29 protein-coding genes are annotated in these 26,383 nt (G+C 60.3%); 11 read left to right on the forward strand and 18 right to left on the reverse strand.

All coding sequences use genetic code 11. From position 1 onward, the window contains the following. Positions 1-75: 75 nt before the first annotated feature. The gene (acuR, locus tag FHP91_RS14365; RefSeq protein ID WP_186301565.1) at positions 76-711 is read right to left on the reverse strand and encodes an acrylate utilization transcriptional regulator AcuR; all 636 of its coding nucleotides are present in this window, start codon (positions 709-711) and stop codon (positions 76-78) included. A gap of 147 nt (positions 712-858) precedes the next feature. Continuing rightward, positions 859-1,758: a LysR family transcriptional regulator gene (locus FHP91_RS14370; protein WP_144310243.1), complete on the reverse strand. Its 900-nt coding sequence runs from the start codon at positions 1,756-1,758 to the stop codon at positions 859-861. Positions 1,759-2,570: 812 nt separating this feature from the next. Between FHP91_RS14370 and FHP91_RS14375 the strand changes: the two genes are divergently transcribed. After that, positions 2,571-3,098: an O-acetyl-ADP-ribose deacetylase gene (locus FHP91_RS14375; RefSeq protein ID WP_144310244.1), complete on the forward strand. Its 528-nt coding sequence runs from the start codon at positions 2,571-2,573 to the stop codon at positions 3,096-3,098. A 5-nt stretch (positions 3,099-3,103) separates the two neighbouring features. Here the strand turns inward: FHP91_RS14375 and FHP91_RS14380 are convergent, their stop codons facing one another. Next, positions 3,104-3,463 carry a hypothetical protein gene (locus FHP91_RS14380; protein ID WP_144310245.1) on the reverse strand — a complete coding sequence of 120 codons (360 nt, stop codon included), beginning with the start codon at positions 3,461-3,463 and terminating at the stop codon, positions 3,104-3,106. Between the two features lie 218 nt (positions 3,464-3,681). Between FHP91_RS14380 and FHP91_RS14385 the strand changes: the two genes are divergently transcribed. After that, positions 3,682-4,953 (forward strand): O-acetylhomoserine aminocarboxypropyltransferase/cysteine synthase family protein, encoded by a 1,272-nt coding sequence (locus tag FHP91_RS14385; RefSeq protein WP_144310246.1) that lies wholly within the window; start codon positions 3,682-3,684, stop codon positions 4,951-4,953. 49 nt (positions 4,954-5,002) lie between these two features. On the opposite strand, the gene FHP91_RS14390 is transcribed toward FHP91_RS14385, so the two are convergent. Beyond that, positions 5,003-5,866 carry a hypothetical protein gene (locus FHP91_RS14390; RefSeq protein ID WP_144310247.1) on the reverse strand — a complete coding sequence of 288 codons (864 nt, stop codon included), beginning with the start codon at positions 5,864-5,866 and terminating at the stop codon, positions 5,003-5,005. Between the two features lie 115 nt (positions 5,867-5,981). After that, positions 5,982-6,275, reverse strand: coding sequence for a 4a-hydroxytetrahydrobiopterin dehydratase (locus tag FHP91_RS14395; protein WP_144310248.1), 294 nt, complete (start codon positions 6,273-6,275; stop codon positions 5,982-5,984). A 225-nt stretch (positions 6,276-6,500) separates the two neighbouring features. On the opposite strand from FHP91_RS14395, the gene FHP91_RS14400 reads away from it, so the two are divergent. Beyond that, positions 6,501-7,697, forward strand: coding sequence for a BaiN/RdsA family NAD(P)/FAD-dependent oxidoreductase (locus FHP91_RS14400; protein WP_281281798.1), 1,197 nt, complete (start codon positions 6,501-6,503; stop codon positions 7,695-7,697). Between the two features lies 1 nt (position 7,698). On the opposite strand, the gene FHP91_RS14405 is transcribed toward FHP91_RS14400, so the two are convergent. Further along, a complete protein-coding gene (locus FHP91_RS14405) occupies positions 7,699-8,022 on the reverse strand; it encodes a DUF3301 domain-containing protein (RefSeq protein ID WP_144310249.1) in 324 nt (107 codons plus the stop codon). Positions 8,023-8,094: 72 nt separating this feature from the next. Here FHP91_RS14405 and FHP91_RS14410 point away from each other — a divergent pair, with 72 nt between their 5' ends. Further along, positions 8,095-8,616, forward strand: coding sequence for a glycine cleavage system protein R (locus tag FHP91_RS14410; RefSeq protein WP_144310250.1), 522 nt, complete (start codon positions 8,095-8,097; stop codon positions 8,614-8,616). A gap of 48 nt (positions 8,617-8,664) precedes the next feature. On the opposite strand, the gene FHP91_RS14415 is transcribed toward FHP91_RS14410, so the two are convergent. Beyond that, complete coding sequence (locus FHP91_RS14415) at positions 8,665-9,027, reverse strand: nucleotide pyrophosphohydrolase (RefSeq protein WP_144310251.1); 363 nt, start codon at positions 9,025-9,027, stop codon at positions 8,665-8,667. 9 nt (positions 9,028-9,036) lie between these two features. Continuing rightward, positions 9,037-9,822 (reverse strand): 23S rRNA (adenine(2030)-N(6))-methyltransferase RlmJ, encoded by a 786-nt coding sequence (locus tag FHP91_RS14420; RefSeq protein WP_313791159.1) that lies wholly within the window; start codon positions 9,820-9,822, stop codon positions 9,037-9,039. A gap of 256 nt (positions 9,823-10,078) precedes the next feature. Between FHP91_RS14420 and FHP91_RS14425 the strand changes: the two genes are divergently transcribed. Then, entirely contained in the window at positions 10,079-10,630 is a 552-nt protein-coding gene (locus FHP91_RS14425; protein WP_144310253.1) for a gamma carbonic anhydrase family protein, read from the forward strand. A 134-nt stretch (positions 10,631-10,764) separates the two neighbouring features. Here the strand turns inward: FHP91_RS14425 and FHP91_RS14430 are convergent, their stop codons facing one another. Next, positions 10,765-11,646, reverse strand: coding sequence for a DMT family transporter (locus FHP91_RS14430; RefSeq protein WP_222105216.1), 882 nt, complete (start codon positions 11,644-11,646; stop codon positions 10,765-10,767). 162 nt (positions 11,647-11,808) lie between these two features. Here FHP91_RS14430 and FHP91_RS14435 point away from each other — a divergent pair, with 162 nt between their 5' ends. The 5 genes from FHP91_RS14435 to FHP91_RS14455 are packed head-to-tail and all read left to right on the forward strand — an operon-like array spanning position 11,809 to position 14,318. Further along, positions 11,809-12,519 (forward strand): SIMPL domain-containing protein, encoded by a 711-nt coding sequence (locus FHP91_RS14435; RefSeq protein WP_144310255.1) that lies wholly within the window; start codon positions 11,809-11,811, stop codon positions 12,517-12,519. A gap of 19 nt (positions 12,520-12,538) precedes the next feature. Then, positions 12,539-12,856, forward strand: a complete 318-nt coding sequence (locus FHP91_RS14440) for a hypothetical protein (protein WP_144310256.1) — start codon at positions 12,539-12,541, stop codon at positions 12,854-12,856. Beyond that, on the forward strand, positions 12,853-13,290 hold the full coding sequence (gene dtd, locus FHP91_RS14445; protein WP_144310257.1) for a D-aminoacyl-tRNA deacylase: 438 nt from the start codon (positions 12,853-12,855) through the stop codon (positions 13,288-13,290). Before FHP91_RS14440 ends, dtd begins: the two co-directional genes overlap by 4 nt. Positions 13,291-13,320: 30 nt before the next feature. Beyond that, a complete protein-coding gene (locus FHP91_RS14450; protein WP_391527572.1) occupies positions 13,321-13,863 on the forward strand; it encodes a C40 family peptidase in 543 nt (180 codons plus the stop codon). 23 nt (positions 13,864-13,886) lie between these two features. Continuing rightward, the gene (locus FHP91_RS14455; protein ID WP_144310259.1) at positions 13,887-14,318 is read left to right on the forward strand and encodes a CBS domain-containing protein; all 432 of its coding nucleotides are present in this window, start codon (positions 13,887-13,889) and stop codon (positions 14,316-14,318) included. Between the two features lie 28 nt (positions 14,319-14,346). Here the strand turns inward: FHP91_RS14455 and ftsB are convergent, their stop codons facing one another. From ftsB to FHP91_RS14490, 7 genes are all read right to left on the reverse strand, one after another. Next, positions 14,347-14,622 (reverse strand): cell division protein FtsB, encoded by a 276-nt coding sequence (gene ftsB, locus FHP91_RS14460; protein WP_144173649.1) that lies wholly within the window; start codon positions 14,620-14,622, stop codon positions 14,347-14,349. Positions 14,623-14,709: 87 nt separating this feature from the next. Beyond that, on the reverse strand, positions 14,710-15,999 hold the full coding sequence (gene eno / locus FHP91_RS14465; RefSeq protein WP_144310260.1) for a phosphopyruvate hydratase: 1,290 nt from the start codon (positions 15,997-15,999) through the stop codon (positions 14,710-14,712). A gap of 48 nt (positions 16,000-16,047) precedes the next feature. Then, positions 16,048-16,884 carry a 3-deoxy-8-phosphooctulonate synthase gene (gene kdsA / locus FHP91_RS14470; protein ID WP_144310261.1) on the reverse strand — a complete coding sequence of 279 codons (837 nt, stop codon included), beginning with the start codon at positions 16,882-16,884 and terminating at the stop codon, positions 16,048-16,050. Next, a complete protein-coding gene (locus FHP91_RS14475) occupies positions 16,871-18,520 on the reverse strand; it encodes a CTP synthase (protein ID WP_144310262.1) in 1,650 nt (549 codons plus the stop codon). The genes kdsA and FHP91_RS14475 overlap by 14 nt, the downstream gene beginning before the upstream one ends. A 131-nt stretch (positions 18,521-18,651) precedes the next feature. After that, on the reverse strand, positions 18,652-19,206 hold the full coding sequence (locus FHP91_RS14480; protein ID WP_144310263.1) for an isochorismatase family protein: 555 nt from the start codon (positions 19,204-19,206) through the stop codon (positions 18,652-18,654). Next, positions 19,203-21,173 carry an acetoacetate--CoA ligase gene (locus tag FHP91_RS14485; protein ID WP_144310264.1) on the reverse strand — a complete coding sequence of 657 codons (1,971 nt, stop codon included), beginning with the start codon at positions 21,171-21,173 and terminating at the stop codon, positions 19,203-19,205. Before FHP91_RS14485 ends, FHP91_RS14480 begins: the two co-directional genes overlap by 4 nt. A 40-nt stretch (positions 21,174-21,213) precedes the next feature. Next, positions 21,214-21,624 (reverse strand): acyl-CoA thioesterase, encoded by a 411-nt coding sequence (locus tag FHP91_RS14490; RefSeq protein ID WP_144310265.1) that lies wholly within the window; start codon positions 21,622-21,624, stop codon positions 21,214-21,216. Positions 21,625-21,781: 157 nt separating this feature from the next. On the opposite strand from FHP91_RS14490, the gene FHP91_RS14495 reads away from it, so the two are divergent. Beyond that, entirely contained in the window at positions 21,782-23,419 is a 1,638-nt protein-coding gene (locus tag FHP91_RS14495; RefSeq protein WP_144310266.1) for an electron transfer flavoprotein-ubiquinone oxidoreductase, read from the forward strand. 69 nt (positions 23,420-23,488) lie between these two features. On the opposite strand, the gene FHP91_RS14500 is transcribed toward FHP91_RS14495, so the two are convergent. Together FHP91_RS14500 and FHP91_RS21640 are read right to left on the reverse strand one after the other, a co-directional pair. Next, on the reverse strand, positions 23,489-26,098 hold the full coding sequence (locus FHP91_RS14500; protein WP_144310267.1) for a TRAP transporter permease: 2,610 nt from the start codon (positions 26,096-26,098) through the stop codon (positions 23,489-23,491). A gap of 145 nt (positions 26,099-26,243) precedes the next feature. Next, on the reverse strand, positions 26,244-26,383 hold a 140-nt coding region (locus FHP91_RS21640; RefSeq protein ID WP_281281792.1), incomplete at its 5' end, for a TAXI family TRAP transporter solute-binding subunit.

The raw sequence follows: 26,383 nt of genomic DNA on the forward strand, positions 1-26,383 counted from the left end.
AACGGCGCTGCTCCTTTGGTGCATGTGCAGGTGAAGCAAATAATTAGACCGATTGTCTTAAAAACGACAAAAAAATTACGCTCTCAGGCTCATCACAAAAAATTTGGCATAGGCTTGCAGCGGCTCGCCGCGTCGTTCAAGTTTTGCGCGCAGCACAGCCCCCTCCCAACCAATCCAGAAGAACGCCGCCCACTGTGCCGCGTCGATACGCGGCGAAATTTCGCCTGCCACCTTGGCTGCTTCAATGCAAGCCGCCGTGCGAGCCTCCCAGTCGAGCAGAACATCGACCAGCTGGGCCCGGAATGCCTCGGGCAGCGCTTCCATCTCCTGCCCAAGGTTTCCGATCAGGCAGCCGCGCCGAAAACCATAGCGCGCCATGCTGGCCTCCGCGTCGGCACAGAAGGCCTGGAGACGAGCGAGGGGGGACAGGCTGTCGTCGAGAAAATAACGGTCGAGCTTGCGCGCAAAGTTATCGGCGTACTGCCGAACCAGCTCGGTACCAAAGGCCTCCTTGCTGGAAAAAAAGTTGTAGAACGAGCCTTTAGGCACGCCAGCGGTCTTCAGGATTTCCTCGATGCCCGTTGCAGAGAAGCCCTTCTGCGTCAGAGCGGCAAGGCCGGCACGACACAGGACATCTTTGGTTTCGCGGTAATCGCCCTCGGATTTCGGCGGGCGGCCGCGTCGGCGGACAGGGGGCATGGCGTTGATCATGCTGCAATTTTTAGACCGATCGCCCTATTTAGTCAACGCCCTTTGTCTTTTTTTGCATGCGGCCCTTTGTCGACGCGCACGCCAACACCGCGTCTGCATACACAGACCGCGCCCGGGGCGGACATTGGGCGTTTCGTACAATTGGTATCAGAGGCTGTCGCGGTGCCAGACTTCCGTCACGATATTCATCGCGGCGGCGACGGTCTGCTCTTGGTAGCGCTCCTTGCGGCAGACAACGGCCAGTTCGGCCGGCAGCACTACCGCGTCAGCAATAACAACGCCATCTGCATGGGCGGCGCGCAGCGCCTGGCTATCGCGCGCCAAGGCGAGTGCCACGCCCGACTTGACCAGATCCATCATCGACGGTTCAAGGTCGACCTGCGCCACGATGTTGAACTCGACCGCCTCGGCGGCCGCCACCCGGGCGAGCAGGCGATGATGTACCGACTCCGGCGGCGTGCCAATCCACGGCAACTGCGCCAGTTCGCGCCAAGTCTTGCCTCTGACCTGCCCACCCCAGTTTGGCGGCGCGACGACCCGATAGACAAAGTCAGTCAGTGCGAGCACCTCAAACTGCTCGCGAAGATCTGCCAGGCCGGGGGGGCCGAGCGCAAACGCAACATCAAGCTTGCCCGCGGCCACATCCGCCGCCATCGCGCCCGACATGCCATGGCGTAGCGTGAAAGATACGGCCGGATGCCGCTCGGCAAGCAGGCGCAAACACGCGCCCAGGCGGAGAAACTCCGGATCGAGAATCGTTCCCAGACTCAGGCTGCCGAGCACACTCCCTTTCAGACTCGCGGCAGAGGCCCGAAACTCGCTCATCGCCGTCAGCACCCGTTCCGCCGCGGGCAACAACTGCCGGCCCGCCTGCGTCAGGTGCATACCCCGGGGATGGCGCTCGAACAGCGGAGTCGCTATCGACTGCTGCAACTTCTTGAGCTGCAAGCTCAACGCCGGCTGCGTGATACACAGACGCTCAGCCGCACGCGTCAGGTTCCCCTCTTTGGCTACGGTCACAAAAGCACGCAACTCGGCATGGTTCATTGGGTGTCAACGCCTGGAAGGGGGGAGGGCGCCACGAACCGCGAGCGCCGCGCCGGGTAGGGGGCTGGGATACACACAACATCTGTCTTCGTTCGGGCCAGAGTCCGTCAAGGATAGATCAAAGCGTCGGGTGACGGCTTGATCGACAAATGAACGGTGGATTCATCAGAGTTGAGGTGGCGACCGGCCGGCCTGGCTGGCCTATCGACTCTGCCGTCTAATTTGCTGAATTGCCTTCAGAGGATTAAACCGCGCTCACGGCACTCCGAGCGTGAGCTTAGTACCGTTATCCGGGATAAAGCGGTGATCAAGCGCAGCAGCGTCTTCGCGCGTATGCATGCTGCGGCGGTGATCCTGGCACCGCAGCGGTGCCTCAATCCCTTGCCGCCGCCCAAGTCAAAACTAAAGCCGTTTGTGTGAAAGAAGTATCAGAGGTCGGCACCATGAAGTACATGTATGCGTTAGCAGGCGCGCGCGTGGAGTGTGCTGGACAACATTGAAGCGGTGCGCGCCTAACGATGGTGGCCGGCGGGGTTCGATTGCAGGTACGGCGGCTCAAGCGTCAGTGGAAAACCTTGCGGAACACAATGCGCCGACAATGTGGTTTGATGGAGCGTGTATTGCATAAGCCGTAATGGGTATTTTTGACGAGAGGCAGACCGTCTTTCTTAGGGTTTTAAAACCGCGATAATTTGTATTATGTAAACCAACGCGAATTCATACAAACGACGGCAGGCCAGCCGACGCGAACTTCAATCATTCCCTGTGTTGGCGCACAATGTTCCTGTGTTACTCGTCGTGGAATCCCAGACATGCAAGTCGCGCGATTGTCAGTTTGGCAGGGTGACATCACCACGTTGTCGGTCGACGCCATCGTGAACGCCGCCAATGAGTCTTTGCTTGGCGGCGGTGGTGTTGATGGCGCAATCCATCGTGCCGCCGGCCCGGAACTACTTGCCTGTTGCCGCGATCTGAACGGCTGCCCCACGGGTGAAGCGCGGATCACGCCCGGATTTCGGCTGCCGTCTCGCTGGATCATTCATACAGTGGGCCCGGTCTGGCATGGCGCTCTCCGGAACGAATCGGCGCTATTGGCGGCGTGCTATCGCGCCTGCTTGGCGCTGGCGATTCAAAACAACGTTCGCAGTATCGCGTTTCCTGCGATCAGTTGCGGGGTGTATGGGTTTCCCGCTGAGTCAGCTGCGCGTATCGCCGTCGCGGAATGTAAAGCGGCTCTGGCGTTGCATGCCGGGCTGGAGAAGATCCTCCTGGTGGCCTTTGACGCAAAAATGGCAGCTATTCTCACAGCTACCCTCTTCGCGTTCGACGACACCGTCTGAGTATGTCAGGAGGCCAGCGCCGCCTCTCCGTTGCAACGCATTCGGCATGACACCAACCCTTTTCGTGGACGGAACGACACGCATTGCGTTTTAAGTGCGACATCATTCCCAAGTTCGGCCTCTTCGCCTGACTCATAGTGATCAATGTGCGCCAGTTCCAGAAAATGCTCGGCAGATTGGCGGCTATGGAATATCGTCAGGCTCCCGTCGCTGGAGCAGACCCAACGTCCGTTCAATGAAATGGCATGGCAGGTGCAGTGGTGCATACAGACCGGATGAATCCGAATTGTAGACGGCACACCTGACCAGATCGGTGCTGCCACTACCTCAAGCCATCCCGCCATACGGTCGGTTGACGCAATCATCTTGTTCTCCTCCGTCATGTTGTCTGGCCGGTCGGTAGCGCCCTACTCCACCGATCTCGTTTGGCCTGGTGGCTTTTTTGTATGCCACTTGAACTTCTTTTCTAGTCATGATTTTGCGTAGGGTCAACAACTGACTGACGAGAACGTGCTTCGAGCCGACGGGTGAGGAGGCTGCTTGATATACTGAATCCTTTACTGACGTGTAGAGGGGCGCATCGATGAAACTTGAGACTCTGGCTGTCCATGGCGGCTATTCACCCGATCCGACAACCAATGCGGTGGCGGTGCCGATCTATCAGACCACCTCATACGCATTCAACGATACGCAGCATGGCGCCGACCTGTTTGATCTCAAGGTCGAAGGCAATATCTACACGCGCATCATGAACCCGACCCAGTCCGTGCTCGAAGCGCGTGTGGCAGCGATGGAGGGCGGTATCGCAGGTCTGGCGCTGGCGTCCGGCATGGCAGCGATTACCTATGCTATCCAGACCATCACTGAAGCGGGCGACAACATTATTTCAGCCTCGACGCTCTATGGCGGCACCTACAATCTGTTCGCGCATACGCTGCCGCAAATGGGCATCAACGTGCGTTTCGCCGACTATCGCCAGCCCGAGGAATTCGAGAGTCTGATCGACGAACGGACCAAGGCCATTTTTTGCGAATCGGTCGGCAATCCGTTGGGCAACATCACCGACTTCGAGCGCCTGGTAGAAGTTGCCCACCGAAACGGCATCCCCGTCATTGTGGACAACACCGTACCGACCCCTTATCTGTGCCGACCAATCGAACATGGTGCCGACATTGTCGTGCACTCGCTCACCAAATACCTTGGCGGCCACGGCACCTCCATTGGCGGCATAATCGTTGATTCGGGCAAGTTTCCCTGGGCGGAGCACAAAACACGCTTCAAGCGCCTGAACGAGCCCGACCCGTCATATCACGGGGTGGTCTACACCGAAGCGCTTGGTGCGGCGGCGTTTATTGCGCGGGCGCGCGTCGTGCCGCTGCGCAACATGGGTGCAGCGATCAGTCCGTTCAACGCTTTCCTGATTTTGCAAGGTATCGAAACTGTCGCGCTGCGCATGGATCGGATCTGCGAAAACACGGTGCGTGTTGCCGAGTTCCTGCAAGGCCATGACAAGGTCGAGTGGGTGAACTACGCGGGTTTGCGCAACCACAAAGACTTCGGTCTGGTCGAAAAGTACATGGGCGGCCGTGCATCGGGCATCTTGTCTTTCGGCGTCAAGGGCGGCCTGGCGGCCGGTGGCCGTTTCCAGGATGCCCTCAAGCTGGTGACGCGCCTGGTTAACATCGGCGATGCAAAGTCACTCGCCTGCCACCCTGCCAGCACGACGCATCGACAGCTCTCTCCAGCGGAACTCGAAAAGGCCGGCGTTTCGGAAGACATGGTGCGCTTGTCGATCGGCATCGAGCATATCGACGACATTCTCGCGGATCTGGCGCAAGCGCTCGAGGCGGCTTAAACCCAACCCGTGACGCAGTCACAAAAAGCCGGCGTTCGCGCCGGTTTTTTTATACCCCGACCCCTTCGAGCAGTGTTTTTGCCCGATCCGCGTCAAGATGCGCAATCGCGTCGCGCGGTTGGCACGTGGCAGCGGCAGAAATATTTCTCTCGACCGCAACGCTCCTGCGACTGCGACGGTTGATCGACAAGGCGTTGGCGTAGGCAATCCGGATGCTTGGCGAGTCGGGATCGAGAACAATGGCCCGCTCGAAATGCCGCAAGCCCAAGGCTCGGCTGGCGCCGTGGGTCAGACGCCCCACGACGCTACCGACTTTATCAACCACTTCAATGTGATAGCCACCCAGCGCTGCGTGCGCGGCCGCATGGTCGGGCTCAAGTGCGATGGCAATCATCAGGCTTTGACGCACCTTGCTGCCCAGCCCGCGCCCTAGCGCCTTGACCACCGAAATCTGCTGGCTATAACGCGCGAGCGCGAGCGCGTGGGTGTACCAGACGTTCGCCCAGCCTGGATCAATCTGGCTCAGGCGCTCACAGTGGCTTGCGGTATCGCAGAGCAAGGTGAGCGCACGCACTGGATCACTTTCGAGATGCATGGCGTAGGCGATGGCAGCTCTACCGGCCACGACGGCACCGATTGGGCCAGCCGCCTGGCCCGTCGTCATCGCGGCACAAAAATCACCTGCGTGGTAATCGCGCCAGGCAGATTGCAGCATCTCGGCCAGATTGTTGGGATCGGCGTCGTTCGACAAGCCCGGGCCGCAGCGTTCAAGTTGATCAGCCAAGCGCTGCGCGTCGGGAAATGCTTCGCGATCACCGCTGTGCAAAACGGACCAATGGGCTTCAAGCGACGAGCCCGTATAGCGATAAACGCGGTCCCCATAGGGGAACGCGCGCCATTCGATCTGCTTCATTTGCTCTCCCTGACGGCCGCTCCTTTCGGTCTGTTTTTTGTCGGAGCTTCCTGACTTCACGCCGTCTTTTTTGTGAGCTTACCACCAGGAGAGCGCGCATTCATGACGCAGCGCATCACGTCGCTAGATCATTGATGAATCGCGCCATCACCATGTCTTTTTCCGACAAGCCGCCTGCGTCGTGAGTTGTCAGCGTGATATCGACGCGGTTATAGACATTTGACCAATCAGGGTGGTGATCCAGACGCTCGGCCATCAGGGCGATCTGGCTCATGAAGCCGAACGCGGCGTTGAAATCCCGAAAACGGAAACTGCGGGAAATTGCTGTTTTGTCGGGGTTCAGTTGCCAGCCGTCCAGACTGGCAAGATTTTGTCCTAATACGTTTTCCGTCAAGCGCTTGTTGCTCATGCGGCCTCCTGTCATCCCGTTGGCCGGTGCGGCCATGTTGCGGACCAAGCGAACGAATGGGTGGATTCATCGACGGCTCACGGCGAAGCCTCCGTGCGCATACGCCATTAAGACACGCGGACTATCCGGCGACAAGCCCGTCGTCGAAAGGGGTGGCCGCGCATTGCATCATGGGCGTCGCGTCGCTAAGCTTCGCCGCTTCCATCCTGACAAGGCGATATCCCGGTGAAACGCAGCTACGACGCCATCGTGATCGGCGCAGGTGCAGCAGGCATGATGTGCGCCGCGCGCGCTGCCCAGCGTGGTCGCCAAGTGCTCATCATCGATCACGCCACATCGCTGGCCGAGAAGATTCGAATCTCGGGGGGCGGACGCTGCAACTTTACCAACCGGGTGGTCGGCGCCAGCAATTTTCTCTCGCAGAATCCGCACTTTTGCCGCTCGGCGTTGGCGCGCTACAGCCCGCAGCATTTTATTGCGCTGGTTGAGCGCTACGGCATTCGCTATCACGAGAAGACGCTCGGGCAGCTGTTCTGTGATGACAGCAGCCAGCAGATCATTGACCTGCTGGTGCAAGAGTGTGCGGACGGACAGGTCGATTGGGCGATGCCGGTCAAGGTCGATTCCGTCGGTCGTGCCGACAAGGATCGGTTTTTGGTGCGTACCGATCATGGCGACTTCGACGCCGCAGCCCTGGTCGTGGCCACCGGCGGTCTCTCGATCCCGAAAATCGGCGCCACCGATCTGGGTTGCCGCATCGCGACGCAGTTTGATCTCCCCGTGGTGTCGCCCCGCCCTGCCCTGGTACCGCTGACGCTGGATTCGGAGACGCTGTCGGCACTCGCCCCGCTGGCGGGCGCCGCCTTCGATGTAGTCGCCCGTTGCGGCGATGGCGAATTTCGCGAGCGGGCCTTGATCACTCATCGCGGCCTCTCCGGCCCAGCAATTCTGCAAATCTCGAGCTACTGGCAATATGCTTGCGCCACCGGACACCCAGCACCGGTTCGCCTCAATCTGCTACCCGATGACGACGCCGCTGATTGGCTCGCCGAGCACGGCGACAGCAACGCCCTGCTCGGAAATCTGCTGGGTGAGGTGCTGCCCAAGCGTTTTGCCAAAGCCTGGTGCGAACTGCATGGCTGGGAGCGGCCCCTCAAGCAAATCGGGGCAAAGGAGCGCAAGGCGATTGCCAAGGCGCTGGCCAACTGGTCCCTTGCACCCTCGGGGACGCAAGGCTTTTCCAAGGCAGAGGTCACGCTCGGCGGCGTCGACACCCGCGCGCTGTCGTCGAAAACCCTGGGCGCATTGACGCAGCCCGGCCTCTACTTTATTGGTGAAGTGGTCGATGTCACCGGTCACCTTGGGGGTTACAACTTCCAGTGGGCGTGGTCATCGGCCGTTGCCGCAGGTGACGCGCTCTGAATTACTTGACCGCTTCGAGCACGCCTGCCATCTGTACCATTTCCACGTAGCGGCCAAGCATGACCACCGAGCCCGGGCGACGATTGTCGCCGGTGTCCGAGAACTCGAATCGATACACCCGCCTCAGTACCATCTGCCCGTTTGCGTTACGCGCAAAGCGTGTGCGCTCGGTGGCAACGGTTTCATCCAGAAACTGAAATCCTCGCAGTGAACACGCGGAGCGGGCGGACGTCAGCGCGGTCTCTCGTGTCTTCAGCGAATCCATCCAGTACCAGGCAATGCCACCCAATGCCAACAGCGGCAGAATGTCCCAAAGGGTGATCATTGCGCACCCACCGACAGCCGTGGCCGGCTTTCGCCTACAATCGACACATCATTTCGACAGGAGTGTTGCCTCATGCGTAACCTTGTTCTGACCGCTATTGGTGATGATCGCCCGGGTCTGGTTGAAGCCCTGTCCACCACCATCAACGAGGCCGGCGGCAATTGGCTGGAATCATCGATGGCGCAACTTGCGGGCAAGTTTGCAGGAATTTTGCGTGTCACGGTCCCGGAAGACGCGGCCGATGGTTTGATTGCCGCGCTCACCGGCATGACCGCGCTCAAGGTCACGGTCACCAGTGCCACAGACACCCCCGCCCCTGAAACCGCGCGGCGTTTGCATCTGACCCTGGTTGGCCAGGATCGTCTTGGCATCGTACGCGAGGTGTCGCAAGTGCTCTTGCGGCACGCCGTTAACGTTGAAGAGCTGAGCACGCTCACCTCCAGTGCACCAATGTCGGGCGAGACCATGTTCCACGCCAAGGCGAGTCTGCAAGGTGGGCAAGATCTGGATGCCGCGGCATTGCAGTCGGACCTCGAAGCGCTCTCGAATGATTTGATCGTGGACATCACACTCGACGAAGTCGTCTGGGTCTGAATCTCGGCGCTGGGCCCGGATCGACGCGACCCGGGCAATGGCTTTGGCTCATAGCTGGGTGTATTTGTCGGCCCGGCCATGCGCCTTGTCGACCGGATAGCGCGATTCATTGATGGCCAGTTTGCGCTGCGCGGCATCGGCGAGATCAACCTCCAGCACGTCGGCGAGGCGCACCAGATACAGCAGCACATCCGCCAGTTCGAGCGCAACCTCCGCACGATCGGACGCCGGCAACGCCGCCGACGCTTCCGCAGTTCGCCACTGAAAATGCTCCACCACCTCCGCCGCCTCGCCAATCAAGGCCATGGCGAGGTTTTTTGGCGTGTGGAACTGCCCCCAGTCGCGGGCCTCGGCAAAAGCACGAAGCGCGTCACGCAAGGCCAGTAGATCGCTGTGTGGAGCGGCGGCCATGTGATCTCCTCAAGTGCTGTGGCTATCGAGCTGATACCGGGCAGGCGCGCCGGCACCCATGTGCTGACTCAACCACGGCAAGGTTTCTGCCAATTGCTCGGCCAGTGTCCACGGTGGATTCAGAACAAACATACCGCTGCCGGTCATGCCCAGTCCATCGGCGGCGGGCGGCGCGACTTCAAGCGTCGCGTGCAGCCAGCTTTGTGTCGAGGCGCCCAGTTTGAGCAATTTCTTCGGCAGGCGACGAGATTCGGGACGCCCGATAATCGGGTACCAGACCAGGAAGCACCCGGTTGGAAAGCGCTTGAGCCCGTCCTCCAGCGTCGCGATCAGCGTGTCGTAGTCCTGTTTGACTTCATAGGGCGGGTCGATCAGCACTACCGCTCGGCGTGTTGGCGGCGGCAACAAGGCTTTGAGCGCGGCAAAGCCATCCGTCTTCTTTACCTGCGCCCGCCGGCCGGCATGTGCAAAGTGCTTGTCGAGGGCGTCGAAGTCGGTCGGATGGAGTTCAAACAAGCGCAAACGATCGGTGTCGCGCAGCAGACGTTGGGCAATGTCCGGCGAGCCCGGATAGCTCGTCGGCAAACCGGTTTTGCCGAGGCAACCCACCGACTCGAGAAAGCGCTGCACCGACTTCGGCCGCGGTTTGATTCCGGCAATTTTTCCAATGCCGGTTTCAAACTCGCCGGTGCGCGCCGCAGGGCCCTGGTCGAGCCGATAACTGCCGGGTCCAGCGTGGGTGTCAATGTACCAGTACGGTGCGGGTTTCTGGTTGAAGTAGTCCAGCGTCAGCACGAGAGTCAAGTGCTTTAAGACGTCGGCATGATTGCCCGCATGGTACGCATGGCGATAACTGAGCATTGGCGCGCGATTCGCAAAAACCGGATGAGCCGGCATGCTATCACCGACACTGTCCAATCGCCTCTCAATGCCGCGTTTCAAACGGATTTTTCAGTTTGCAGTGCAGCATATGCTTGATATGATTGCCGTTTTTCTGACCGCCGAAAACCGGTCAACAGGCGCGCAGACGCCCGAGCAGAGAGGACAAAAAATGGCGATTTACGCACTGGATGATCGAATCCCGACCCTGGCTGCCGGCAGCTGGGTGGCCGATAACGCAACCGTGCTGGGCCGTGTTGTACTCGGCCGAAATGTGAGCATCTGGTACAACTCGGTGCTGCGCGGTGACAACGACCCCATCACCATCGGCGACAACTCCAATGTGCAGGATGGCTCGGTGCTGCATACCGACGACGGTGTGCCGCTGACCATCGGCGCCAATGTCACCATTGGCCACATGGCGATGTTGCATGGCTGTGAGATCGGTGACGGATCGTTGATCGGCATTAACGCCATCGTTCTCAATGGCGCCAAGATTGGTCGCGGCTGCCTGATTGGCGCCAACGCCCTGATTCCGGAAGGGCGCGAGATTCCGGATTATTCGCTGGTGGTCGGCTCGCCCGGACGCATCATCCGCAGCCTCACCGAAGAAGAAGTGGCCGGATTGATCGCCAGCGCGGAAAACTATGTACGCCACCTGTCCGAGCACGCCAATGGGCTGCGCCGCATCGATACACCGTCAGCGGCCGGCCACGTTGCCTAAGACGCCCCGGTTTAATCCAGGTCAAACCATCCGTTTTTGATTGGCTTTAAGGTTCAGGCGTCGGATGTCTCCGCGACATCCGCACTCCTCCAGGTAAGGGTTTTTTTGGCGCGCAGCGAAGTCTGCGCGCTTTTTTATTGGGCCGTCGGGCGAGGCGCCGGCTGACCATAGCGCGCCAGCATAATGACCGCGGCGAGAATCACCATGCCGCCAACAATTTGAATACTGCTGATCTGCTCGCCCAGAAAAACCGCAGCCAGAACAGTGGTCACCACCGGTTCGAGCGTTGAGAGCGTAGCGGTATCCGCAGCGCCCAGACGCTGGATGCCGATGAACAGGCACACCATGGCAACCACAGTTGAAACACAGGCGATCGCCAGAATGGCCGCCCAACCCGACGTGCTCTGGGGAAACTGCGGGCCATTGAAGGCCGCCATGGCACAGAGCACCACCGCGGCTGAACTCATGACCACAGTGCTCGCTGCGACTGGATCTTCCTGGCGCATCACGCGGTTTGCGGTCAGCAGATAGGCCGAATAGATCAGCGCTGCTGCCACACCGAGCGCGATGCCCATGGGCTGCCCCGACACATCGGCGCCAATGACCAGACCTGTCCCCACCAGCGCCGCAAGCACCGCCAATATACGAACCTGCGTCAGCGCCTGTCCGAAAAAGACCGCGCTGAGTACGGTCACGATAAATGGGTGCAGGTAGAGTAACAGCGCCACCAGGGCCGCGGACGCGAACTCGAGCGCTGAGAAAAAACTGAAGGACTGTCCAACATAGCCGATGCCGCCCATGGCGGCGAGCAAGCCCAGGTTGAGCCCCCGCGGCCACACCCGGCGCTGCACAACAACCAGCGTAATCATGATCAAGGCCGCGATCGAAAAGCGCAGGAGCAAGAGCGTTGCCACGTCCACGCCATCGAGGTAGGCGTACTTGGCGAAAATTGCCATGGCGCCGAAGCAACTGGCCGACAGCGCCACGTAAAGGGCGCCCGCGCGATGAGGCGTCATGGGCTCTTCCATTGAGTTCAGGGCGCTGAATGATCCCGCGCCACCGCACGGACGTCAATCGGCATGTCGGTGGGCTGGATTCACAATCGATTACACCCCCGCCCTGCCACTGCACGCCCGCTTCCGGTATAAGGTGCCTACCCCTTACGGACGAGACTCTTCATGACACGACCTGCTGCATGGACGCGCGCTACCATGGCGCTGATCGCAATCGTCAGCCTGAACGCCCAGGCTGCCGAGCCGCTGCCGACGGTCGAGCTCTCGGCACAAGGTACGGCGACCGCTGCCAACGACCTTGCGCGTGCCGATGCCTATTTCGAAGCCAGCGCCGATGATCCCGCTGCGGTCGCGCAGAAGGTGAATCAGGTTATGGCGGCGGCGCTGAAAACGGCCAAACCCTACACCACGGTATCAGTCAAGACCGCGGGCACCTCGACCTGGCCGATCTACAGCAACGCCAGTGCAAGCAGTGCCGGCAAAGGCGGCCAGACCATCATCGGCTGGCGCATGCGAAGCAACCTGAGCCTCGAGAGCACCGACATCCCTGCACTGTCGCGCCTGATGGGCGAACTGCAAGCCACACTGGCCATCGGCAGTTTGCAGCTGATGCCCGCCCCCGCCACGGTGCTTGCGGCCAATGATGCCGCGACCCGCGATGCGCTCAAGGCGTTTGAAGCGCGCGCCAAGCTGGTCACCGACACCCTCGGTCGAAAGTACCGCCTCAAGGCATTGAATATCAACGATCACGGCGGCCCTGCCCCGATGTATCGAGGCCGGGCCATGGCCTCAATGGCCGCCGCCCCCGCCCCTATTGAAGCCGGAGACAGCACCATTACCGTGCAAGTCAACGGCACTATTGAACTCATTGACTAAGCCTGACATGTCCTTCTCCATGCCACGAATTGCATTATTTCTTGTTGGGGTACTTACCCTGGGTTCCACCGCGGCCGGCATCGCCGGTTATGCCGATCTGGCAAACGCCGAGCGTCAGGCGCGGTTTGTCTGCCACGACGGTGAGCGTTTTTCGGTGGCCATCCATGATGACCACGTACGCTTCCGCTCAGGGACCGGAATCTTCACCCTGATGCGAATCGGCGAGGGCGAATTCCACAACCCCGATATCGCCCTGAGCATTCATCACGATCGCAGCCAGCTCAGCCGCGCCGGCGAAGCAATCAAGACCTGTCAGCAGTCGCAAAACGCGGTGTGATCGCACTCATACAACGCGTCACCCATGCTGAGGTCGTGGTTGAGGGCGAGTGCGTCGGCCGCATCGACGCCGGCCTGCTGGCGCTGATCGGCATCGAGCCCAAGGACGATTTGACGAACGTCGCGCGCATGGCTCAGCGGCTGCTCGGCTACCGTGTGTTCCAGGACGCCGACGATCGCATGAACCTCTCCGTTCGCGATGTGGATGGTGGTTTGCTGCTGGTGCCGCAATTCACCCTCGCAGCGGATACTCGAAAGGGCACACGACCCGGGTTCAGCACCGCCGCCCCGCCCGACCAGGCAGAGCGTTTGTTTGACGCGCTGGTGACCGAAACCCGACGCCAGCACGCCGTGGTTGAAACTGGTCGCTTCGGTGCCGAAATGCATGTGAGCCTGACCAATCACGGACCGGTGACCTTCCGTCTGGACGCCTGAGCGAGCTTGCTCTAAGCTGGTGCCACCCCGTTGCCTGGAGGCGCCGTGAATCGTTCGGCCATATTTGCAGCAGTCGCCGCAGTGCTAGTGCTTCACGGCTGTTCGACCGTCGTTTCGACGCCCCCCATGGCGCGTACCGTGCCGGGGCAGATCATTGATCGAGCCCCGCAGGTACAACTCAACAACCCCGGCGATGCCGAGCAAATCGTCCTGTTTTCATATGGACTGCTCGGGACCGGGTATCGATTCGGGGGCCGCAACCCCGAGGCGGGCCTCGACTGTAGCGGCATGGTCAGCTATGTCGTCGAACAAGTCAGCGGCGTACGCCTGCCGCACAACGCCGCGCGAATTGCCGCTCAGACCCGCGTCATTGCGACAGACACCCTTCAACCGGGCGATCTGGTGTTCTTCAATACGCAGAACCGGCCCTACTCTCACATGGGCATTTATCTTGGCGACGGCAAATTCATCCATGCCCCAAGCAGCAAGGGCAAGGTTCGGGTCGAAAAAATGAACAACCGCTACTTCGCGCAACGCTTTGACGGCGCCCGCAGTTTGTTTTCGGACGGATAACCCCACACCCAAAGGAGCATCCCATGCCACAACGCAGCATTCAGCATGTCATCGCGGGGCAACAGGTCGTGACGGCGTCAGAAGAAATGACGGTGACCGAAGCCGCTCAGATCATGTCAAAAGCCAGCATCGGCGCTATTCTGGTTGTCGATGAAGGGCGGCTGGTCGGCATCTTTACCGAGCGTGATGCGTTGAACCGCGTGCTTGCGAAGGGGCTGGATCCCACGGTGACGTCCCTGGCGCAGGTCATGACGGCCAAGCCCATGACGGTCAGCCCGACGCTACCGTTGGGGCACGCCTTGCACATGATGTACGACGGGGGGTTTCGGCATGTGCCGGTGGTCGACAAAGGGCGGCCGATCGGCGTGGTGTCCGCGCGCGACGCGCTGGGCGACGAGCAATGCAACTTTGAGCGTGAACTGCTTCAGCGCGAAGACATCAACGAGATTCTCTGATACCGCGTTGAGCCGCTGGCTTTGCGGCTCAGCGCTTCTGCGGCACCTGAACAAAAATTTCGTCAGGTTTGGTCAGCCCAAGCTCGAAACGCGCACGCTCTTCAATGGCTTCCGTGCCGGTCTTCAGGTCGCGGATCTCCGCGTCCAGGCCGGCATTGCGTTGTTCAAGTTTGTGATTGAGCGCCTGCTGCTCGGTCAGTTGCCGCTCTGCCTCCCAAACGCGAAACCACCCGCCCTTGCCAAACCATAGAGGGTACTGCAGTGCCAACATGAGTAGGAGCAGGATCAGGACTGGCCAGCGCATGGGATGGATATCGGGCCAGTCGCAAAACTGGCCCGAGAATTCCTGTCTTACCGTTTACGCTGCCGAAGGCGGGCGCTCATCGGCGGATCAACGACGACGCAGGTTGTAGAACGCGCCGAGCCCCGGATAGGTGGCGGTGTCGCCCAGATCCTCTTCGATCCGCAGCAGCTGGTTGTACTTGGAGATCCGATCGGAGCGCGACAGCGAACCGGTCTTGATCTGCATGGCATTCAGGCCCACGGCGATATCCGCAATGGTGCTGTCTTCGGTTTCACCCGAGCGATGCGAAATCACCGAGGTGTAGCCTGCGCGTTTGGCCATTTCGACCGCGGCAAAGGTTTCCGACAGCGTGCCGATCTGGTTGATCTTGATGAGGATGGAGTTGGCCACGCCTTCCTCGATGCCACGCGCCAGGATCTTGGTGTTGGTGACGAAGCAGTCGTCGCCGACCAGTTGCACTTTTTTGCCCAGACGCTCGGTCAGCAGCTTCCAGCCGGCCCAGTCGTTCTCGGCCATGCCGTCTTCGATCGACACGATCGGGAAGCGATCCACCAGGGTGGCGAGATAGTCGGTAAAGCCGTCGGCGTTGAGAGTCAGGCCCTCACCGGCCAGCATGTACTGACCATCCTTGTAGAACTCGCTGGCGGCACAATCGAGCGCCAGCAACACGTCGGTGCCCGGCTCGTAGCCGGCGGCGGAGATGGCTTCCTGAATCAGATTGAGCGCTTCTTCGGTGCCTGCGACGTTGGGGGCAAAGCCGCCTTCGTCACCCACCGTGGTGGGGTAGCCGCGCTTGTCGGTGATCTTCTTCAGATGATGGAAGATCTCGGCACCACAGCGCAGCGCTTCGCGGAAGCTGCCCATGGACACCGGCATGATCATGCATTCCTGGATGTCCAACGAGTTGTTGGCATGCGCGCCACCGTTGATGACGTTCATCATCGGCACCGGCAGACTCATCGGGCCGGAGCCGCCGAAATAGCGATACAGCGGCAGGCCGGCTTCTTCAGCGGCGGCCTTGGCCACGGCCATCGACACGGCCAGCGTGGCGTTGGCGCCGAGGCGGGATTTGTTCTCGGTGCCGTCGAGATCGATCAGGGTGCGATCGATAAACGCCTGCTCTTCGGCATCCAGGCCGATGAGCGCTTCAGAAATTTCGGTATTGACGTTCTCGACCGCCTGCAGCACGCCCTTGCCCAGATAGCGGGCGGCATCGCCGTCACGCAGTTCGATGGCTTCGCGGGCACCGGTCGATGCACCTGACGGCACGGCAGCGCGGCCCATGATGCCCGACTCAAGCAACACGTCGGCTTCAACGGTGGGGTTGCCGCGCGAATCCAGTACTTCGCGGGCGATGATGTCAACAATCGCACTCATAACAGTCCTCTCAAGCTTCAGATTTCTAGATCAATGGATGTTCTTGGGTCAGGCCTGCTCAAGGAAGCCGGCTTTTTTCACCAGGGCGTCGATATCACGCAGCGTGGTGAGAAGCGCTTTCATCTTGGGCAGCGGCCAGGCATTGGGGCCGTCCGACAGGGCGGTTTCAGGGGTGGGGTGCGTTTCCATGAACAGCCCCGCCACGCCGGTTGCCAATGCAGCACGCGCCAGCACCGGCACGAACTCACGCTGACCGCCCGATACGGTGCCCTGCCCGCCCGGCAGCTGCACCGAGTGCGTGGCGTCGTAAACCACCGGGCAACCGGTCTCACGCATGATCGCCAGCGAGCGCATGTCTGACACCAGGTTGTTGTAGCCGAAGGACGCACCGCGCTCGCAGACCATGATGGTGTCCGCGCCGCCGTTGGCTGCCTTGGCCTTGTCGACCACGTTCTTCATGTCGCCCGGCGCCAGAAACTGGCCCTTCTTGATATTCACCGGCTTGCCGCAGGTGGCCACAGCTTCGATGAAATCGGTCTGACGGCAAAGAAACGCCGGCGTCTGCAGCACGTCGACCACGGCAGCGACGGCGGCGATCTCATCGATACTGTGCACATCGGTCAGCACCGGCACGCCAACGGTCTCGCGCACCTCGGCGAGAATCTCAAGGCCTTTGGCCATGCCCGGTCCGCGGAAGGATTTGCCCGAGCTGCGGTTGGCTTTGTCGAAAGACGACTTGTAGATGAACGGAATGCCGAGCTCGGCGCAGATGGCCTTGAGCTCGGTGGCCGTCTCCAGTGCCAGTTCACGCGACTCGATAACGCAGGGACCGGCAATCAGGAAAAACGGCCGGTCGATGCCGACCTCGAAATCACACAGTTTCATCAATCTTCTCCTTCGGCTCGCTGGCGGCCATGGCCGCTTGGACGAAGGCGGTGAACAGCGGGTGGCCGTGACGCGGATTGGAGGTGAACTCGGGGTGGAACTGGCAACCGACGAACCACGGGTGATCCGGCAGCTCGATCATTTCGCACAGATCGGTGGCGGGGGCGCGTCCGGACACTTTCAGACCCGCTTTTTCGAGCTTGCTCAACAAGGTGTTGTTCACCTCGTAGCGGTGGCGATGGCGCTCCATCACATCGGTGCGTCCATACACTTCACGCGCCAGCGAGCCTTCGGTCAGGTGGCACACCTGACCACCGAGGCGCATGGTGCCGCCCAGATCGGATGCGGTGTCGCGCCGCTCCATCTGGCCGCTGCGGTCGAGCCACTCGGTGATCAGGCCGATCACGGGGTGCTTGGTCTTGTCGTCGAATTCGGTACTGTGCGCGTCGTCCATGCCAGCCACGTGGCGGGCGTATTCGACCACCGCCAACTGCATGCCCAGGCAGATGCCCAGATACGGCACCTTGTTCTCGCGAGCGTAACGAATCGCCAGGATCTTGCCTTCAGTACCGCGCTTGCCGAAACCGCCGGGCACCAGAATGGCGTCCATCTTGGTCAGCACGCCGACGCCATTGGTTTCGATGACTTCGGAGTCGATGTAATGAATGTTGACCTTGCTGCGTGTGTGCAGACCCGCGTGGTTGATCGCCTCGATAAGCGATTTGTACGACTCGGTGAGATCGACATATTTGCCGACAAAGGCGATATCGACTTCGCGCTGAGGATTCTCAAGCGCAAAAATCAGCCGCTCCCAAACCGACAGATCGGCTGCACGGGCCAGAATACCCAGCTTGTGGCAAACGATCTCGTCGAGCATCTGGTCATGCAACAGACCCGGAATCTTGTAGATTGACGAGGCGTCGAGCGCTTCGATGACCGCTTCGGGCATCACGTTGCAGAACAGCGCGATCTTGCGGCGTTCGTCGGCCGGAATGGAGCGGTCGGCGCGACACAGCAGGATGTCGGGCTGGATGCCGATCTCGCGCAGTTCCTTGACGGAGTGCTGCGTCGGTTTGGTTTTCAGTTCGCCAGCGGTCGGGATGTACGGCAGCAACGTGAGATGGATGAAGCAGGTGCCGTTACGGCCCTCTTCGATGCCCATCTGGCGAATCGCCTCGAGAAATGGCAGGGACTCGATGTCGCCGACCGTACCGCCAACCTCGATGATCGCCACGTCAGCGCCTTCGGCGCCGCGCTTGATGAAGGTCTTGATCTCATCGGTGATGTGCGGGATGACCTGTACTGTTTTGCCCAGGTACTCGCCACGACGCTCTTTCTTGATCACGGTCTCGTAGATCTGGCCCGTGGTGAAATTGTTGCGCCTGGACATCTTGGCGCTGGTGAAGCGCTCATAGTGACCAAGATCAAGATCAGTTTCGGCCCCGTCTTCGGTCACGAACACTTCGCCGTGTTGAAACGGACTCATGGTGCCGGGATCGACGTTGATGTAGGGGTCGAGCTTAAGGTGGGTAACCTTGATGGAGCGGGACTCAAGGATGGCGCCCAGCGAGGCGGCAGCGATGCCTTTACCTAGCGAGGAAACGACACCGCCCGTTACGAAGACGTACTTTGTCATGGAAATAGCAACTGCGGGAAAGCGCAATGATAGCCGAAAAGGCGGCGTGCTCAAACCAGCCGTGCAGTGCTTTTTTCAGGTTTTGAAGTCGCCGATGGCGGGCCGGCCTCTGGCCGCCCCGTCCGCCGGGTTCAACGAATGAAATTCTGATTGATCGACCGAAAAACATCGGTGCCAGCGCGCTCCAGCCACTCGAAAGCGACCATCTCCCGCGAAACGATCTCGATGCCGTGCGAGCGCATGCGTGCAATGGCCAAGGCCTTGTCACGCGCCTGACGCGAGCCAACGCCCTCCTCCACCACAAACACCGCCTTGCCAGCCGCCTTCAGATCCAGAACGGTTTGCAGGACGCACACATGCGCCTCCGTGCCGCACACGACCACTTGCGGACGATCGGCCACGGCGGTGTCAGTCAGTCGGGATTCGCTGTGGCTGGAGAAGCAGATTTTTTCCACGCGCGGCACACCATCGGCCTCGGCCAGAATCTCCGGCGCGCTCGATCCAAGGCCACGCGGATACTGCTCGGTGATTACGGTGGGCACGCTCAGCTGGCGGGCAATCTGCATCAGCCAGACAGTGTGCGCCATGACTTCGGCGCCCTGATCAATGGCCGGCAATAAGCGCGCCTGCAGGTCGATGACCAACAAGGACGAACTCGCTGCCTGAATCCGCGGCGACGGGCTCATTGCTCGAGCTCCTTGCGGCCGCGGTAGAAGTTGAGCGCGTCGGGGTTGGCCAGCGCTTCGACGTTCTTGACCGGCCGACCATGAACCACGTTGCGCACGGCCAACTCGACGATCTTTCCGCTGCGTGTGCGCGGGATGTCATCGACCGCCACCACTTGAGCCGGCACATGGCGCGGCGTGGTGTTGGCGCGGATGGTCTGCTTGATCTTCTTGATGAGTGCTTCATCGAGCACGATGCCCTCGCGCAGTTTGACGAAGAGCACAACGCGCACGTCGTTCTCCCAGTCTTGCCCGATCACGATCGACTCAAGAATCTCGTCCAGCTTCTCGACCTGACGGTAGATCTCGGCGGTGCCGATCCGCACGCCGCCCGGATTGAGCGTGGCATCCGATCGGCCGTGAATGATCAAGCCACCGTGCTCGGTGACTTCGCAAAAATCACCATGGCACCAGATGTTGTCGAAGCGCTCGAAATAGGCCGCGTGGTACTTGGCATTGTCCGGGTCATTCCAGAAGCCGATCGGCATCACCGGGAAGGGCTTGGTGCACACCAGCTCACCCTTGTCGCCGCGCACCGGTTTGCCCTCATCGTCAAATACCTCGATCGCCATGCCGAGGCCCTTGCACTGGATCTCGCCACGCCACACCGGCAGCACCGGATTGCCCAGCACGAAGCACGACAGGATGTCGGTGCCGCCCGAAATCGACGATAGGCACACGTCGCTCTTGATTGCCTCGTAAACATAGTCGAAACCCTCGGGCACCAGCGGACTGCCGGTCGACATGATGGCGCGCACGGTGTCGAGCTTGTGGGTGTCTTTCGGGCGACGACCCAGCTTGGCCAGATGGTCGATGAACTTGGCCGAAGTGCCAAAGTGCGTCATGTGCTCGGCGTCGGCGTAGTCGAACAGGATGTCGCCTTCGTCAACAAAGGGTGAGCCATCAAACAGCAGCAGCGTTGCCTCCACCGCCAGCCCCGACACCAGCCAGTTCCACATCATCCAGCCGCAGGTGGTGAAGTAGAACACGCGGTCGCCCGGCTTCACGTCGGAATGCAGGCGATGCTCCTTGATGTGCTGAAGCAAGGCGCCGCCGGCGCAATGCACGATGCACTTGGGTACGCCAGTGGTGCCAGACGAATACATGATGTACAGCGGGTGATCAAACGGCAGCTGGGCGAATTCGATCTCGGTCGCCGCCAGATGCGGCTTCAGGAACGCGCCCCAACTGCGTGAGTGAGCGATGCCGTCAAGCACTGGCTCGGCCTTGAGGTAGGGCACCACCACCACGCGCTTGAGCGACGGCAGCCCGGCCACAATGGTTGCCACCTTGTCATGGCAGTCAACGGCCTTACCATTGTAGTAATAGCCGTCAACGGTAATCAGCACTTTCGGCTCGGTCTGGCCAAAGCGATCGAGCACGCCCTGCTCGCCGAAGTCGGGTGATGCCGAGGTAAAGATCGCGCCGATACTCGACGCTGCGAGCATGGCCACGATGGTCTGCGGCATGTTGGGCATGTAGGCCGCCACACGGTCGCCCGGGGCGATGCCCATCTCACGCAAGGCGGCGGCAAAGTGGGCAACCTCGCGGTACAGCTCCCCCCAGGTGTAGCGCAGTTTGACCTTGTCTTCGCCCCAGAACACCAGCGCTTCGCCACCGTCACGACGGCGCAGCAGGTTCTGCGCGTAATTCAAGCGGGCCTCGGGAAACCAGCGCGCGCCGGGCATGCGGTCGCCATCCACCAGCACGGTGGCACCCTGCTCGCCCACGACCTCGCCAAACGACCAGACGGATTGCCAGAACTGCTCCGGCTGATCCACCGACCACGCATGAAGCGCTTCGAAATTGCCTAGATCCAACCCCCAACGCGTGTTGGCATGCTCGCGAAACGCCGTCATCTGGCTTTCCGAAATGCGCTCCGCCGTTGGCGTCCACAGAGGTTGATCAAGGTTGCGCGCTTCACTCATGGCTGTCTCCTATGTTTATATTTAATGCGTTTGATTATAGTTAATTTTCAAACTGCTTTCGTAGACTCTCGGGGAGTGGCACCGATTTTCCGGTCAAATGGTTCATCCATACAACCTTTGCGCTGCCCTCGGCATACACGGTGTCCTCCCCTTCGACGCTGATTTCATACCAGTTCATCAGGCTGCTTCGCCCCGGCGCACCTGCGTATAAACGAACAAGCACTGTCGCCGGATAAGTCACGGGGGTCATGAAGGTGCACGCAGCATTGATGATGACCGGCCCATCGCTCTGGTCAAGCGACACCATGAAACCACCCTGCTCCAGCCATTCGACCCGCGCCTGTTCGCAATAGCGAAAATAGATGGTGTTGTTGACATGGCCGTAGGCGTCCATGTCGCCCCAGCGGACCGGGATGCGGCAGGTGTGCAGCAAAATGCGTTGTTCTGTCATAGGGCTCTCCTGTGGGTGTACTCTTCTCATTTGGCTGACGGATGGAGTAACATACGGCAGCGTATGTTCAAAACACCAAGATTTTGCAAGAAAAACGCGCCCCTGCCTACCGGTAGTGCGTGAAACGAAAAACAAAGACTGACCATAGGAGAACGCAATGGAACGAGAATCCATGGAGTTCGACATTCTCGTCGTCGGCGGTGGGCCGGCCGGATTGTCGGCAGCCATCCGGCTCAAGCAACTGGCCACCGAGAGCGGCAAGGAAGTCTCTGTCTGCCTGATCGAAAAGGCAGCTGAAATTGGCGCGCACACGCTGTCCGGCGCGGTGCTCGATACGCGCGCGCTCGATGAATTGCTGCCAGACTGGAAAGCCATGGGCGCGCCGATCACCACCGAGGTGACCGAAGACCGTTTCATGATGCTGTCCGAATCCGGCGCCCGCCAATTGCCCAACGCCTTGCTGCCCGACTGTTTTCTCAATCATGGTAACTATATTGTCCGTTTGGGCAATGTCGTCAAATGGATGGGTGAGCAAGCTGAAGCCCTGGGTGTTGAGGTCTATCCCGGCTTTGCCGGTGCCGACATCCTGTATGACGAAAATGGTGCAGTCAAAGGTGTTGTGACGGGTGACATGGGCGTGGGCCGCGATGGCGAGCCCGGCCCGAACTATCAGCCCGGCATGGAACTGCATGCCAAGTACACCTTCTTTGCCGAAGGCGTTCGTGGTCACCTGGGCAAGTCCCTTGAGGCGCGTTTTGACCTGCGCAAAAACGCCGATCCGCAAACCTACGGCATCGGCATTAAAGAGCTGTGGGAAATCGATCCGGCCAAGCACAAGCCTGGCATGGTCATGCACACCGCCGGCTGGCCGCTCGACAACCACACCTATGGTGGCTCCTTCATGTATCACCTGGAGGACAACCTGGTCGCGGTCGGCTTTGTCGTTGGCCTCAACTACAGCAACCCGCACCTGTCGCCCTATGAAGAATTCCAGCGCTATAAGCTGCACCCCGATGTCCGCGGTTTTCTCGAAGGCGGCAAGCGTCTGTCCTATGGCGCCCGCGCCATCGCGGCCGGTGGCCTGCAGTCACTGCCTGAGCTGGTCTTCCCGGGCGGTGCGCTGATCGGTTGCGATGCGGGTTTCCTGAATGCGGCGCGAATCAAGGGCACGCATAGCGCGATCAAGTCCGGCATGCTGGCAGCCGAAGCCGCCTTCGCTGCACTGGGCGCCGAACGGGAGCGCGACACGCTGACCGCCTACCCCGATGCCTTCAAGGACAGCTGGCTCTACACCGAGCTGCGCAAGACCCGTAACTTCAAGGCCTACATGAGCAAGGGCCTTTGGATGGGCTCGATCCTGTTCGGCATCGATCAGCGTTTGTTTGGCGGCAAAACGCCCTGGACCCTGCATAACACTGCAGACCACGGCAAACTCAAGCCGGCTGCGGAGTGCACGCCGATCGACTACCCGAAGCCTGATGGCGTTCTCACCTTCGACCGCCTGTCGTCCGTCTTCTTGTCGAATACCAACCACGAAGAAGAGCAGCCCTGTCATTTGCAACTGAAGGACCCGCGCGTCGCGATTGACACCAATCTCGCGATTTATGACGCGCCTGAGCAGCGTTATTGCCCGGCCGGGGTGTATGAAATCATCCGCGAAGGAGATACGCCGCGATTGCAGATCAACGCGCAAAACTGCGTGCACTGCAAGACTTGCGACATCAAGGACCCGACCCAGAACATCAACTGGGTCACGCCGCAAGGCGGTGAAGGCCCGATCTACCAGGGTATGTAAGCGGTTTGAGCCGTAAAAAAATGGGGCGCCCGACAGGCGCCCCATTTTATTGGTGCTGACAATACTGCCTTATGCCGCCACGGCGTGCGGATCCAGGTGCTTGGCGCGACGACGTTGAATCATCACGATCAGGCCCAGAACAATGAATGCGGGCAGGAAGATCCATTCCTTGGCGGGCCGCTCATTCGGCAGCTCCACCGCGGAAATCTTGAAGCCCTGCTCGATACCCAGCTTCTCGGCCTGCGATCCGAAATCGACGCCAATGACCTGGATGTCCTCACCGAACGGGATCACCTTGACGCCTGCTGCAGCAAACCGCTCTTTGGCGGTGGCGGCTTTCGGCCCAAGCGGCAACAGCACGCCCTTGCTCACCTCGTCGCCATCGATATTGATTCCCTCGATGAACAGTCGCAAACGACCGTTATCGGGAACCATATTCACCGCTTCGACCGCCGCCGTGCCATGCAAGCGCTCGTATGGCGGAAACACCTCGTCCATGATGAATCCCGGACGGAACAGCACGAAAGTCAGCGCGATCAGCACGCCAGACTCCCAGTACTTGCTGCGGGTCATGAACCATCCCTGGGTTGCTGCGGCAAATATCAAACTTGCGACCGTGGCACTGAACAAGGTCAGGATGAGGTGGAACGGGCCTTCAATATCGATCAACAACAGCTGGGTGTTGAAGATGAACATGAAGGGCAGCACCGCGGTCCGGATCGAGTAGGTGAAAGCCGTGATACCCGTCTTGATCGGATCGGTCAGCGCGATACCCGCCGCCGCATAAGACGCCAAGCCCACCGGCGGCGTCACATCGGCCATCAGACCAAAATAGAACACGAACAAATGCACCGCGATCAGGGGTACCAGCAGGCCGTTCTGCGCACCGACCTCGACAATCACCGGCGCCATCAAGGTAGACACGATGATGTAGTTGGCGGTGGTCGGCAGACCCATGCCCAGAATCAGGCAGATGAAGGCCACCATGAACAGCATGATCACGATGTTGCCGCCCGAGAGCGTTTCGACCAGTTCGGTCATCACCAGGCCTACGCCGGTGAGCGTCACCGTACCAACGATCACGCCTGCGGCAGCGGTGGCGATGCCAATACCGATCATGTTACGCGCGCCGGTGACCAGGCCGTCCAGCAGGTCCTGAAAGCCGCGGCGGACCTCTACGGCCGGACTGCTGACACCACGGAAGAATGCGGTGATCGGGCGTTGCGTAACCAGAATGAAGCACAGGAACATCGTCGCCCAGAAGGCCGACAGCGCCGGCGAGAGCTGCTCGATCATGAGGTTCCAGATCAGCGCGGCTACCGGCAACAGATAGTGCAAGCCGGATTTGAGCGTCGGACCCACATCGGGAAGACTCTCGATCGGGTCGTTCGGGTCATCCATGTGCAGTTCGGGATACTTCGTTGCCAGTTTGAGCAGCGCGATATAGGCGATGGACATCAGAATCGCGATGATGACGATCGACCCGTCCGGCGCCACGGTCTTGATCCAGCCCAGCCCCCAGTACACGATGCCGGCGAGAATCACCAACCCGGACATGGTCATGGTGAAGCTGATCAGACTTTGCTGCCATGGCTTCGGGTTCTGACGCGGAATCCCTTGCAGGTTCGCCTTCATCGCCTCCAGGTGCACGATGTAGAACAGTGCGATATACGAGATCAGCGCCGGCACGATGGCGTGCTTGAGCACCTGCACATAGGGAATGCCGACGTATTCCACCATCAGGAAGGCGGCGGCGCCCATCACTGGCGGCATGATCTGACCGTTGACCGAGCCGGCCACTTCCACGGCGGCCGCTTTGTCGGCGCGATAGCCGATGCGCTTCATCAACGGGATCGTAAAGGTGCCGGTCGTCACCACGTTGGCGATCGAAGAACCGGAAATCACGCCGGTTGCGGCCGAGGCCACCACAGCCGCTTTGGCCGGACCACCACGCAGGTGGCCGAGCAGGCCGACTGCGCTCTTGATGAAGTAGTTGCCGGCGCCGGCGGTTTCGAGCAATGCACCGAACAACACAAAGAGAAAGATAAAGCCGGAGGAAACCCCGAGCGCCACACCGAACACACCCTCAGTCGTCAGCCACAAATGGCTCATGCCCTTGCCCAGCGACGCGCCCTTGTGCGCAATCATGTCGGGCATGTGCGGGCCGGCGAAGATGTAGATGATGAACACGATGGCGAGAATCACCATCGGCAAGCCAAGTGCGCGACGCGCCGCTTCGAGCAGCAGCACCATGCCTGTGACGGCGACCACCAGGTCGTAATCCGTCGGGCTGCCCGGGCGCTCTGACAATTGCGAGTAGAACAAGAACAGGTAGGCCGCACAAAACGCGCCGACCGCCGCAAGCAGCCAGTCGACAGCGGGTATGAATTCCCGTGGCGACCGCTTGAATGCAGGGTAAGCCATGAAGGCGAGGAACACTGAAAAGGCCAGGTGGATCGCGCGGGACTCTGTGTCGTTAAACACGAAAATGCCGAAAGTGAAGGGAAGCGGCGATGCGATCCACAACTGGAACAAAGACCACGCGAGCGCGATCAACATCATTGCCTGGGCAACGGCCCCGGTGGGTTTACGTCCGCCAGTATCGGCTTCAGCGACGATCTGCTTGAGTTCTTCGTCGGTGAGCTGGTGATGCTCTTGTGTCTTTTTGACGCCAGCCATGACCTCGTCTCCGTGCGTTTTTGCGGTTGATCGGGTAAGGGGGAGCCCTTATCGCACAAACGTATGTATTAGTACACCGCCAGGCCCGCTCCTGCAACGGTGTGAATCACGTCGGCCGGCATTGCACCGGCCGACGCGGGGCAGATTACATCCAGCCCTTTTCCTTGTAGTACTTGATGGCACCTTCATGCAGCGGGGCCGACAGACCGTTCTTGATCATCTGCTCCTGCTTCAGGTTGGCAAAGGCCGGGTGCAGCTTCTTGAAGTCGTCGAGGTTCTCGAACA

It is taken from the genome of Denitromonas halophila, from assembly GCF_007625155.1.
Lineage (GTDB): Bacteria > Pseudomonadota > Gammaproteobacteria > Burkholderiales > Rhodocyclaceae > Nitrogeniibacter > Nitrogeniibacter halophilus.

What these genes read in the sequence shown, in the direction of transcription:
- acuR (WP_186301565.1), bottom strand. Translation starts at nt 711, where the DNA reads ATGATCAACGCCATGCCCCCTGTCCGCCGACGCGGCCGCCCGCCGAAA.
- FHP91_RS14370 (WP_144310243.1), bottom strand. Translation starts at nt 1,758, where the DNA reads ATGAACCATGCCGAGTTGCGTGCTTTTGTGACCGTAGCCAAAGAGGGG.
- FHP91_RS14375 (WP_144310244.1), top strand. Translation starts at nt 2,571, where the DNA reads ATGCAAGTCGCGCGATTGTCAGTTTGGCAGGGTGACATCACCACGTTG.
- FHP91_RS14380 (WP_144310245.1), bottom strand. Translation starts at nt 3,463, where the DNA reads ATGATTGCGTCAACCGACCGTATGGCGGGATGGCTTGAGGTAGTGGCA.
- FHP91_RS14385 (WP_144310246.1), top strand. Translation starts at nt 3,682, where the DNA reads ATGAAACTTGAGACTCTGGCTGTCCATGGCGGCTATTCACCCGATCCG.
- FHP91_RS14390 (WP_144310247.1), bottom strand. Translation starts at nt 5,866, where the DNA reads ATGAAGCAGATCGAATGGCGCGCGTTCCCCTATGGGGACCGCGTTTAT.
- FHP91_RS14395 (WP_144310248.1), bottom strand. Translation starts at nt 6,275, where the DNA reads ATGAGCAACAAGCGCTTGACGGAAAACGTATTAGGACAAAATCTTGCC.
- FHP91_RS14405 (WP_144310249.1), bottom strand. Translation starts at nt 8,022, where the DNA reads ATGATCACCCTTTGGGACATTCTGCCGCTGTTGGCATTGGGTGGCATT.
- FHP91_RS14410 (WP_144310250.1), top strand. Translation starts at nt 8,095, where the DNA reads ATGCGTAACCTTGTTCTGACCGCTATTGGTGATGATCGCCCGGGTCTG.
- FHP91_RS14415 (WP_144310251.1), bottom strand. Translation starts at nt 9,027, where the DNA reads ATGGCCGCCGCTCCACACAGCGATCTACTGGCCTTGCGTGACGCGCTT.
- FHP91_RS14425 (WP_144310253.1), top strand. Translation starts at nt 10,079, where the DNA reads ATGGCGATTTACGCACTGGATGATCGAATCCCGACCCTGGCTGCCGGC.
- FHP91_RS14430 (WP_222105216.1), bottom strand. Translation starts at nt 11,646, where the DNA reads ATGACGCCTCATCGCGCGGGCGCCCTTTACGTGGCGCTGTCGGCCAGT.
- FHP91_RS14435 (WP_144310255.1), top strand. Translation starts at nt 11,809, where the DNA reads ATGACACGACCTGCTGCATGGACGCGCGCTACCATGGCGCTGATCGCA.
- FHP91_RS14440 (WP_144310256.1), top strand. Translation starts at nt 12,539, where the DNA reads ATGCCACGAATTGCATTATTTCTTGTTGGGGTACTTACCCTGGGTTCC.
- FHP91_RS14455 (WP_144310259.1), top strand. Translation starts at nt 13,887, where the DNA reads ATGCCACAACGCAGCATTCAGCATGTCATCGCGGGGCAACAGGTCGTG.
- ftsB (WP_144173649.1), bottom strand. Translation starts at nt 14,622, where the DNA reads ATGCGCTGGCCAGTCCTGATCCTGCTCCTACTCATGTTGGCACTGCAG.
- eno (WP_144310260.1), bottom strand. Translation starts at nt 15,999, where the DNA reads ATGAGTGCGATTGTTGACATCATCGCCCGCGAAGTACTGGATTCGCGC.
- kdsA (WP_144310261.1), bottom strand. Translation starts at nt 16,884, where the DNA reads ATGAAACTGTGTGATTTCGAGGTCGGCATCGACCGGCCGTTTTTCCTG.
- FHP91_RS14475 (WP_144310262.1), bottom strand. Translation starts at nt 18,520, where the DNA reads ATGACAAAGTACGTCTTCGTAACGGGCGGTGTCGTTTCCTCGCTAGGT.
- FHP91_RS14480 (WP_144310263.1), bottom strand. Translation starts at nt 19,206, where the DNA reads ATGAGCCCGTCGCCGCGGATTCAGGCAGCGAGTTCGTCCTTGTTGGTC.
- FHP91_RS14485 (WP_144310264.1), bottom strand. Translation starts at nt 21,173, where the DNA reads ATGAGTGAAGCGCGCAACCTTGATCAACCTCTGTGGACGCCAACGGCG.
- FHP91_RS14490 (WP_144310265.1), bottom strand. Translation starts at nt 21,624, where the DNA reads ATGACAGAACAACGCATTTTGCTGCACACCTGCCGCATCCCGGTCCGC.
- FHP91_RS14495 (WP_144310266.1), top strand. Translation starts at nt 21,782, where the DNA reads ATGGAACGAGAATCCATGGAGTTCGACATTCTCGTCGTCGGCGGTGGG.
- FHP91_RS14500 (WP_144310267.1), bottom strand. Translation starts at nt 26,098, where the DNA reads ATGGCTGGCGTCAAAAAGACACAAGAGCATCACCAGCTCACCGACGAA.